The sequence below is a fragment of the Desulfosporosinus metallidurans genome, from assembly GCF_001936615.1.
GTDB lineage: Bacteria > Bacillota > Desulfitobacteriia > Desulfitobacteriales > Desulfitobacteriaceae > Desulfosporosinus > Desulfosporosinus metallidurans.
Genome location: NZ_MLBF01000089.1, coordinates 1 through 10122, shown reverse-complemented (window position 1 = coordinate 10122; position 10122 = coordinate 1). Strand labels below are relative to the sequence as shown.

General features: G+C 35.9%; 12 protein-coding genes and 1 pseudogene. All 13 read left to right on the top strand.

Translation table 11 applies throughout. The annotated features are described in order from the left end of the window. The first annotated feature begins 149 nt into the window (after positions 1 to 149). A complete protein-coding gene (locus tag DSOL_RS24630; RefSeq protein WP_235838988.1) occupies positions 150 to 608 on the top strand; it encodes a hypothetical protein in 459 nt (152 codons plus the stop codon). Positions 609 to 923: 315 nt separating this feature from the next. After that, positions 924 to 1184: a hypothetical protein gene (locus DSOL_RS24625; RefSeq protein WP_075367374.1), complete on the top strand. Its 261-nt coding sequence runs from the start codon at positions 924 to 926 to the stop codon at positions 1182 to 1184. A 32-nt stretch (positions 1185 to 1216) separates the two neighbouring features. After that, positions 1217 to 1795: a hypothetical protein gene (locus DSOL_RS24620; RefSeq protein ID WP_139314605.1), complete on the top strand. Its 579-nt coding sequence runs from the start codon at positions 1217 to 1219 to the stop codon at positions 1793 to 1795. Beyond that, entirely contained in the window at positions 1756 to 2022 is a 267-nt protein-coding gene (locus tag DSOL_RS24615; RefSeq protein WP_075367372.1) for a hypothetical protein, read from the top strand. Before DSOL_RS24620 ends, DSOL_RS24615 begins: the two co-directional genes overlap by 40 nt. Positions 2023 to 2348: 326 nt before the next feature. After that, positions 2349 to 2930, top strand: coding sequence for a TetR/AcrR family transcriptional regulator (locus DSOL_RS24610; RefSeq protein WP_075367371.1), 582 nt, complete (start codon positions 2349 to 2351; stop codon positions 2928 to 2930). A 33-nt stretch (positions 2931 to 2963) separates the two neighbouring features. Next, positions 2964 to 4463, top strand: a complete 1500-nt coding sequence (locus tag DSOL_RS24605; protein ID WP_075367370.1) for a phytoene desaturase family protein — start codon at positions 2964 to 2966, stop codon at positions 4461 to 4463. 151 nt (positions 4464 to 4614) lie between these two features. Beyond that, a complete protein-coding gene (locus tag DSOL_RS24600) occupies positions 4615 to 5847 on the top strand; it encodes an SEC-C metal-binding domain-containing protein (protein ID WP_075367369.1) in 1233 nt (410 codons plus the stop codon). Between the two features lie 197 nt (positions 5848 to 6044). Then, positions 6045 to 6158, top strand: coding sequence for an IS66 family insertion sequence element accessory protein TnpA (tnpA, locus tag DSOL_RS30265; protein ID WP_427854456.1), 114 nt, complete (start codon positions 6045 to 6047; stop codon positions 6156 to 6158). A 133-nt stretch (positions 6159 to 6291) separates the two neighbouring features. Further along, positions 6292 to 6633 (top strand): annotated as a pseudogene (rhuM, locus tag DSOL_RS30260) (RhuM family protein). Next, entirely contained in the window at positions 6542 to 6787 is a 246-nt protein-coding gene (gene rhuM, locus DSOL_RS30350) for a RhuM family protein (protein ID WP_207649674.1), read from the top strand. Before rhuM (DSOL_RS30260) ends, rhuM (DSOL_RS30350) begins: the two are co-directional and overlap by 92 nt. Before the next feature lie 1077 nt (positions 6788 to 7864). After that, complete coding sequence (locus DSOL_RS24580) at positions 7865 to 8134, top strand: hypothetical protein (RefSeq protein ID WP_075367367.1); 270 nt, start codon at positions 7865 to 7867, stop codon at positions 8132 to 8134. 118 nt (positions 8135 to 8252) lie between these two features. Then, positions 8253 to 8606, top strand: coding sequence for a hypothetical protein (locus DSOL_RS24575; protein WP_075367366.1), 354 nt, complete (start codon positions 8253 to 8255; stop codon positions 8604 to 8606). A gap of 462 nt (positions 8607 to 9068) precedes the next feature. Further along, a partial coding sequence (locus DSOL_RS24570) for an RES family NAD+ phosphorylase (protein WP_075367365.1) occupies positions 9069 to 10122 on the top strand: 1054 nt, incomplete at its 3' end.

Below are 10122 nucleotides of genomic sequence, written 5' to 3'. Positions count from 1 at the left end.
ATCATAAAGAATATCCAAATCATCGGTACAAGCCATGTAGAATGTGTGGTAAAGATTGAACGAGGCTTAAATCCGGAAAAATGAAGAGTTACAGGTGGATCTGCTTCTGCCAAAGGAGGCTATGCAGGCATTACAGGCGTTCGGATTGTTTGGAAGAAGAATGTCTGGAAGAGGAACAAGGTGAAATATTAGTGAATAAAGAGGAACTAAAACATAAAGTTCACTCAATTGTAAGCAGTACACTAAAGGAAAAGATTTATATATCACCTGTAGAGCTGCTGATGAAAATTGGGGTATTATCTGCTAAAGATTATGAAGATTGGCGGTTCGGTCGTGTACCATACCTTGAAAAAGTATGTAAGACCAACTTGAGCAAGTTGTCATTTATAATAAAAGAACTTAGGGCATATGCTCTGGAGAATCATTTGAAATCCTCATCGACGGCGTATAACCAGTGTGGCGTAAAAGGCAAGAAAATCCCCTTGCGCTTTAGCAAATCCGGAGATACCGTTATAGAAGAAGCCTATGCTACACATTATGTTGTCAATACTAAGAAAGAGAAGAGGGATTCAGAGTTAAGTAAAACGCCGGAGGAAAGAAACCCCTGACAAAGGGAGTATATGAAACCAGGCACAGGCCATGTGATTTTCTGGATGAAGATGGAGAATGTAAACTGGGTGCTATGAAACCTGAAAGCTGTAAGACTTATCCACATACAAATCAGCCGGAAAGGTTAGGGAACCTTTACAGTATGTTAAATGTGGTTGAAGTATGCCCGGTAGCTTTTGAGATATTTGAAAGATTAAAGGAAATTTACAGATTTAAAAGCAGATAGCGATATTGAACCTGCTAAAACTTTGCGCAAAGCTCCTTTATTGCGAATAATAGGATATTGTAGGGTGATTGAAATACAGGGGGGAAAGATGAATCAGAAAGAATTTGTTGGGAAATCAGATGAAATACTGAACTGTATGAGCATTGAGGAATTAAGAAGATGTCTGCATAATATTGCAAGAAAAACGCCTGAAAACAAGAGAGCGTCATTTCTACAGCTGCTTGAAGATTGTCATGATCAAGATGACCGAGAAGACCGAGAAGATAGTAAGTACGAGGAGGCATTGCAGCATAAAAGATTAATACCTAATGAGAAAGAGGGATTGGAAAAGAGGCACTTGATAGAATAGAAAGTGATTTGAAAATACGCGGTGAAATTGCTTTGAAAACAGCTCAGGCGTCCGGTTGTTTAAATGATAGTGAATTCATGAAGGAATGTTGGTATGAAGCCTTTTACTCCAATTCAACCATACCTAATTATTTAAGACTTTTTACAGACGGAGAAGTGATAAGGGAATATAAAGATTTTGCAGAAAAAAGAATAGAAAAATTGCATGTATCTGAAAATCACTATAATCAGTGCATATCTGAAATTGCTAAAAATAATATTACCGATATAGAATATAAATATCTATACTTTTTCTCGGGACATTTTGATATGATTAAAAGCTGGTGTATGGAACAGAAAAGTCCATTGGGCTGGAGCGGTAATTTTATCGGTTATGGTGTAGATTTATTACTGTTGTTTTTATTCACGGATAATAATCTGAGAAAAGCCGGAAAAAAGATAGCAGTCCAGGTTTCAAACAGGATAGGGTTTAATGAGAGCAAAAACCTTGTATTCATGAAAGAAAATTCTGTATTTGAAACTGAAGTGAGTACGCAAAAAGGTGAAGAAATATTTTGGAGTATCTTTTGTTTATGGAAAGTAAATTATGCAATAACTGTGTCGATGATATGAGTTCATATGTCAAGTGGCTGGAATCCGTAATTGATAAAAGAATAGATGGAATTGTAGGCGGAAAATACAGAGATAAATATAATGATGTTGCTTTATTGGCAGCTGCCTTGGGGGAAGCAAAAGAGTCGTTAGGTATGAAAATGGCAAAAAGTATTGTCATAAACAGGTATTTAGAATATCCACGGCACTCAGCCTTTCGAGGAGCATTGAAGGAATACATTGATTAAATATTTTATTAAAAATGCCTCAGTAACAACAATTTTTGTCAGAAGTATTCTCCCGCACAGGCCCCACCAGGCTCAGGCGACATCTTTTTTGTATCCTCAAGGCATGTCGAAAATTGTGTGCTTTTGTCGAAAGAATGAGGCGGCGAATGTATAACAGAAATATCTATATTCTTGGTCGATAATGAAAATAATCGTCAGTCTTAAAAAGGAATGACGATTACTTTCTGTTTTGTTAATTTTAGTAGTTTAATTGACAAGAAAATATAGTCATATTACAATATGAATGAATAAAAAATAATTCATTCATAATTTCGGAGGTAAGTTAATTGAACGATAAAAAAGCAGATATCTTTAATTATGGGAGAGAGTTATTTAGTTCCAAAGGCTTCAAAGACACAAATGTGTCTGAGATTACAAAAATGGCTGGAATAGGGGTAGGTACGTTTTATAACTATTATTCCTCGAAAGAGAAGCTTTTCATGGAGATCTTTTTAGAAGAAAACGTAAAACTTAAAAAGAGAATTATGGAATCTATTGACCTGGATGGTGATCCCTTAAAAGTGGTCAACGAATTAATGTTTCTGAACGTCAGTGGCATGAACTCAAACCCGATACTGAGGGAATGGTATAACAGGGATGTCTTTAGCAAACTGGAGCAACATTACCGTCAAGAAAACGGAATAAAATATGTTGATTTCCTATATAACAGTTTTGTAGAGTTAGTAAAAAAATGGCAGGTCGAAGGGAAAATGAGGGACGATATCGATTGTGAATTTATAATGGCTATTTTTGCAGCGTTAATAAATATCGATACTCATAAGGAAGAAATTGGGATTGAATATTTTCCACACATTTTAGATTACTTAGCGGAGTTTGTCATTAAAGGTTTGACTGATTACCAAAAATAGAGTGAACTGGTTCAGATTAAAGGGGGATTGGCAGTGAAAAAAGTAATAATTATCGGTTCGGGAATAGGCGGCCTTGTTGCCGGTAACCTTCTTGCCAAGAGGGGACATAAAGTAACCATTTTCGAAGCTCACAGCATGCCTGGCGGCTATACCGCCGGGTTTTACAGGAAGGGTTATTATTTTGAAAGCGGCACTGTTGCCTTTGAAGCTTCAGCATCAGTATTTAAGGCAATGAAGGACATCGGAGTATTTGAAAAGATAGACTTCATAAAACAAAGATTTCGTTTTGTCTCGGAGGATTTTAACGGAATTCCTGAAAATTACAATGATTATAAAAAAATGATTTACACTGCTTTCCCATCCGAAAAAGAAAAGCTGGATATGGTTTTTTCGGATCTGGACAAAATAGTCGGCCCGATGGAGATCATGAATAACCCCTTGCCCTTTCTTTACAGTGGGCTTGAAATGTTAACATCAATGCTCCCTTATATCCTTAGAGGCCCAAAGATGATGAAGCTGTCAAAGCAGTATGGCAACGTGACATCATCAGAGTTTGCTGCAAGATATTTTGAAAAAGACTCGAAACTGTTCAAGCTGTTCAGCGGATTCGGATATCCGGATATGCCGGCTATGATGGTTGGGAGCAGTTTATCGGGGTTATTCACAGAATTATGGACTGTTAAAGGTGGTATGCAATCATGGGCTGACATTCTCGCAGAAAACTTCAGGAAACTGGGCGGGAATTTCAAGCTGAACTCCTATGTCGACAAGATCATAACAAAAAACGAGGCCGCAGTTGGAGTCTTATGCAAAAATACCGTTTATGACGCAGATTATGTTATTTCTGCCGGGGATTATAAGAAAACCATCCTGAAGCTTTTAGACGACCAGAGCCTTATCCCGCAGACGCTCCGGAATAGTATCGACAGGGCTTCCGTTTCGGAGGGCTACTGCACGGTATATCTGGGGTTGAATATGTTAAGCGAAGAACTTGGTAAATATATGAAGATTCCTCATGTATTTGTTTTTAACAGTAAACCCGGTTGCGACATTTACAATTCCGAAGACAGAGAGTTTTTCAGTAAGACATCTGCTGAACTTTTTTCACCATCATTGGTAAACCCCAAACTTGCTCCCGAAGGGAAATCCTCCTTGATGCTTCAGACCAAGGTGCCTTACCGCTGGATGAACAACTGGGGAGGCGGAGACAAAGAGACATATAGACAATTGAAGGAAAAAGCGATGGATGCAATGATAGACAATGCATGCAGGCTGATTCCCGGATTGAAGGAATGTATCGAATATAAGGATGCCGCAACTCCGCTGACTTATGAAAGATTCACTCAAAATGCCGATGGAGCAAGCTCCGCATGGAGTTGGAATCCTAAGAAGAAGTTCTATAAAAACACCATGAGCGTGAATATAGAAACACCAGTGAAAAATCTTTACATCGGTTCCTGCTGGGCGACGCAGATCGGCGGTGTGCCAGGTGCCCTTGCAGCAGCTTATCAGTGTACCAAGAAGATAAAGTGAACGAACGGCTCACGTGGCAAAAGGATGTTGTTTTGAAATTATCCGAATTGTCGGTGCAAGGCATATCGAAAATTGTGTACTTTTGTCGAAGAAGTGAGTAAGAGTATATGCCCAGGAATAATTTTTCCAGGAAGAGAAAGTGTGATGTATCATGGATAATAAAATAGACCAGAAAACTCAGAAGGCTTTACTAGAAGCCTTAGCCAGGGCGAATGAGCATAGCCGGCAGTTACAAGACAAGAGGGAACAACAACTGTGGAAGAAGATCAATATTCCAGTTAAACTCTCTGATGCACTTAACAATCTTTCCAAAAATGAGCTTGATAAAATCCGTCAGAACCTCGGTCTTAAAAACTTGAGCTCTTTGAAAAAAGGTGATTTAACTGGTAAGCTTGTCAATTTGATACCTGTAAAATTTAAGGATATTCTCTACGTCTTAGACCTGGAAAGATATGATATGGTCAAAAGAATGTTTAAGAATGCAGGTCCTGTAATGGCAAATAATATTTCTGTATCTAAAGTGGAATCACTGATGGGATATGGTATTGCTTTTCCAGGGGTTCATCATAATCAAAAGATTTTATTCATGCCCTTGGAACTTCTGGATATTTTTAAAGAAATTGATGGGAAAGAACTTGAAACAATTGTGCGGCGTAATACGGAATGGATAAAGCTAACCCATGGACTGCTTTATTATTATGGTGTGATGGGTGCTTCGACCATGAATAATAAGATTAATCAACTTACCGGACAGGAAGTTGACCTTTTGAAATACTTCAAAGTATTGTCTGCTGCAAGTGATTACTATGAGCAGATTGAGTTCTCAGCATATGGTTACCAAGATCAGAGGGTTTATGATGCGAAGAAAATTCTTGATGAACAAAAAGCGAGGCCAAGCGTTGACTATTATTCATTTACCAAAGAACAATTACTCAAGGCTGCTGAAATGGATTTTATTGACAGAACCCCTAAGCTGAACAACTTCACTCGTTTTCTGTTGGAATACTATGATTTAACTGATAAAGAAATAGATGAAATGATGCTGCAATTGATCAATATGATCAATCTGGATACCAAACCGACAGGGATGATAAAATATTTGGAAAGTCGGCTGGAGTTTCCCTCCTTTGACATGGTGCAGGAATTAACGGCAAAGCTAATGGAACTCTATAATCATACGCGGATGTGGATACTTAAGGGGCATACTCCCGATGAGCTTTTTCAAGAAGAAAAGAGGTACTTAAAACCGCTACCGGCGGAGTCATTTAGGATGGGCCAAACAGATTCAAAACTTTTTGACATAAGGACAGGTGCTAAAATAGGCCGTAATGATTCATGTCCTTGTGGCAGCGGTAAAAAATATAAAAAGTGTTGCGGAAAGTAATGGGGGTTAAGCCATAGTTCCTTTTAATACAATATCACATATCAATTGACCAAATATATGTTGACCTGAACATATGTTTGGTTTTATTATTATATTGTTACAATAATTGTAAGCGGTGGACTAAATAGCGTCGCGAAAAAATCTCCTAACTTTGGTATTCTGTTAAAAACAGTGAATACAAGACAGGAGGTTTTTTTATGGCTAGAGATTTAGCTCTAGAACAGAGTTGGCGAGACCGCATTGAAGAATGCCGCCAGAGCGGACTGAGTATACAAGCGTGGTGCCTGCAAAACGGAGTGAAGAATTGCTGAACTTTTTGGTGTGGATCTTAGAACAGTAAATGACATTTAAAAAATATTTATGCTGAGGGCGAACTAGTAGAAGAAGCAACTATCCGGAAAAACCGGATAGTTCAAAAAGAGGGAAACAGAGAAGTAAAAAGAAATGTTTTATTTTTATACTTTTGCCATCCGAGGAAATGTTTTGGACAAAGAAAGATTAAAAAATGGGACTTTCTTAAAGGAGGAATACTTTGAACATTTGATTGAAGAAATCAGAGAAATTTGGGCAAGTGAAAGAAGGTTCTATCAAAAAATCACGGATATTTATGCCACCGCAGTAGATTATAATCTGCATTCAAAATTAACAAAGGATTTCTTTAAGACCGTTTAAAACAAACTGCATTTTGCAATCCATGGCACTATTGCAGCAGAGGTTATTTATAATAGAGCAGACAGCACCAAAGATCATATGGGTCTGGCAACCTGGAAATGCACCATACGGTAAAATTGTAAAAAGTGATGTTTTTGTTGCAAAGAACTACCTTAAAGAAACTGAAATCAAATCTTTAGACAGGTTTGTCACGATGTATCTTGATTACGCAGAAAGCCAGGCAGAGAGAAATATTCCGCTGACGATGGAGGACTGGCTAAGAAGCTAAACGCATTCCTCCAATCCAATGAAAAGAATATATTAGAGAACGCAGGAAAGGTGACCACAGCCATTGCTAAGGAATTTGCGGAGAGTGAATTTGAAAAATACCGTGTTATTCAGGACAAATTAATCCGATTTTGATAGATTGACTGCCAGCATTAAGATGAAGTGTAATGCCTGATTATTTGCGAGATAAAAAAATTAGCGATATCAAGCACATCCGAATCACGCCCCAAAGCTCTTAATTGATAATTATTCTATTTAAGGATTAAAGAAGATTAGAAAGAAGAGGGGTCCATGATAAAAACTGTAGAGCTTAAACTAAATAAATTCACAACTATTCCAAACTCAGTAAGAGATACTAGAAGTATAAACTTACCCAAAGAGCAATTTTATCAGAGCCAGTAGCTTCAGGAATTGGGTCTGGAGACGCTTGAATGACCAGGAGCAACGCCAAGAGAAGACCATTATTAAATTAGGGCGATGAATTCAGAAAAGAGTAGGGATGCATTACCCCTACTCTTTTCTGATGGAAATGAACCTCCATAGCCACCGTCTAACTTTACCTACATCAATCCGCCCATCCGTGTTGCATAATAAACAAGGCTCTCGGTATAAATAAAATTAAAAGCCTTGTTTATTATGAAAAAAAACCTTTCTTATTCACAGCTGTCCGACAACGGTAAACAATTGTTGGTCAACATAGTTGTCAACTTCTTTTTGATTGAAGGTAACCAAAATAGGACAAGAACAATACAATATATAAACCCATGATATGGGGGTAAAACTTAACACCTTATTCAACAACGAGTTTGTTTGATAACACCAGGGTTAATGCTGTTAGATCAAGGTTATCACATTTTAACAGGCAATATATGAATTGATAATGGACAAGCAAAACAAATTTGAGAGGAAGTTGAAGTGTAATGTCAACAACATCAGTCAGGTATAACGTTCCGAGTTATAACAATGGAATATCGGTAACCACTCAATTAAGTGCTCCAAGCTATTCTCAAAGTACAGTTTACAATTTCCTAAAATCTGCAAAGGCTCGTGAATTTGCTTTACAACTAAATAATTTGACATGACCTCAGTTTTACTTGCAGCCTTGAGTATCCCAACTGTATACGGTGGAATTTATGCAGCGGCTTATGCTTTGTATTATCAGAATTTAATGAATCAAATAATTTCGTTATCGGACCAATATCAGGGAGTCGTTATCAAAGTTATCACTTCACCACAATATGGGAAATCCTATTTAGTCCAGGGATGGAATGATACAACGACTGCAGTTGTTTATTTAACTAACACTGATGTAGCAACTGAAAACGTAACGGGTGTCTTTAATTGTTAGCCTGAAAATGTGAGAAGAAATCGCCCTATACAAGAAGCAGGATTTAAATTACCTGCTTCTTGGTGGTTGTTTTTATTGTTTTCAAATGATAAAATATGTAAAAAAGAGGTGACATATATTGTCTTTGGAGGAAACTTTTAGACAAGCGCATATGACTAATATAAAACTAATTTTTATATTTGCAACTATATTTTTAATTATTGCATTTTTTCAGAAATTAAAACCAACCTTTTCATTAAGTTATCTTATTAATAGTAAATCTACTCATGTAAAGGCCAAATTAATTTCTAAATTAACTATGTCAGCTGTATTGTATATTTATGGATTTTATATGTTTTACTTTGTTGATTTAACTAAACAAACATCATGGTATTCATTTTGGGCTTTATGGATTTCTATTATGTTTTATCACGTATTCAAATGGGGATTAACAAAACTGTTTGATTTTAGAAATAAAAAGAATAACCAATGAGTATATGACCTTTTAGACGAAAGGCTTGAACTTTCTAACTCCCGTTTAACGGCTAAGCTTCAAAATTACTTGCGCTTAAAATGCAAAAACCGCATGAACAAGGGTTTCAGGCGATTTCGACGAGTGGATTTTGAAGGGCAAAAATGATGATGATAAAAACTCGGTTATTTAAGAATAACCGGGTTTTTACTTTCATATAAACCGCCAGAAAAGCATTCGCTGCTTAACCTGATTTTCTTTGATATCTATGGGGGAATAGTTCGCCAGAGAAAGAACTAATGATATTCTGAAAAATCAGTCAAATAAAAGACCTTCGACAAGTTTTACCAGAATCTATGATATAATTATCTATAACTGGAAGTTGGTATAATAAGCCATGTAACTTGATTTTTTAATCGTTACAAGGGGATAATGAAGTCCTTTCAATAGTTAAAGTATCTTTTACATGAAAGGAAGATTAGTTTGAGTTGTTGTGGCAATTGTTTTAATGATAAAAATTTAAAAAGGTATATTAAAATAAGAGGTTCGAATGCTAAGTGCGATTATTGTAAAAGCGACAATATCAATTGTATTAATGAAATTAATCTTGAAGAATTTTTTAAAGATGTATTCGATTTATATACAAAATGTAGTGACATATTTGAGAAATTCTACAGAAAAAAGGAGTATATCCCTGAACCGGAAACCCTTGTTTCCTTAATACAAAAAGATTGGAACATTTTTAATGAAGATAAAATAGATACTGAAGAAATTGCAAGACTTATTTACAATATATCTCTAAATAATATTAATATTCCAATTCCTACAAGTGAAGCCCTGGCTTCTAAATGGTATAGAAATAGTGACCGATATTTCGGGTATTTTACCAATAGGGATTGGGAGATTTTTTGTGAGAATATAAAATATAAATATAGGTTTAATCATAATTTTATTGATGAAAACAATTTTGAGCCTAATGATACATTTAATAATACAATATTTGATTATGCTCACCGCAAAATTTTAAAAGGCAGTATACTTTATAGGGCCCGAGATGGATATTTACTTGATAAACTTAAAAACGTCATAAACCCTTTACCTGCAAAAAAGATGGGAATACCAGATAATGCGATAATTACAAATGGGAGAGCTAATCCTCCAGGGATTAATTACTTATATACTTCAGATGAAGTTTCAACAGTACTTGCTGAAATAAGGGCATGGAAAGGGTCAATTAACTCTATAGCTGAGATATTTATACAAAAAGATTTGAATATATTTGATTTAACTATAAGATTCGAATTAAGTTCTCCATTTGATACGATTCTTCCTTTAAGAAAAGAAATTGAAGTAATTAGCATCTTACAGGCGTTTGCCAACGATCTTTCAAAACCTGCTAATCCTAATTTTTCTGTAATTGACTATATTCCGACACAATATATATGTGAATTAATAAAAATAAAAGGATTTGACGGAATTAAATTTAAAAGTTCTTTAAGTAAAGGAAATAATATTGTTTTGTTTAAAAGCGAGAATA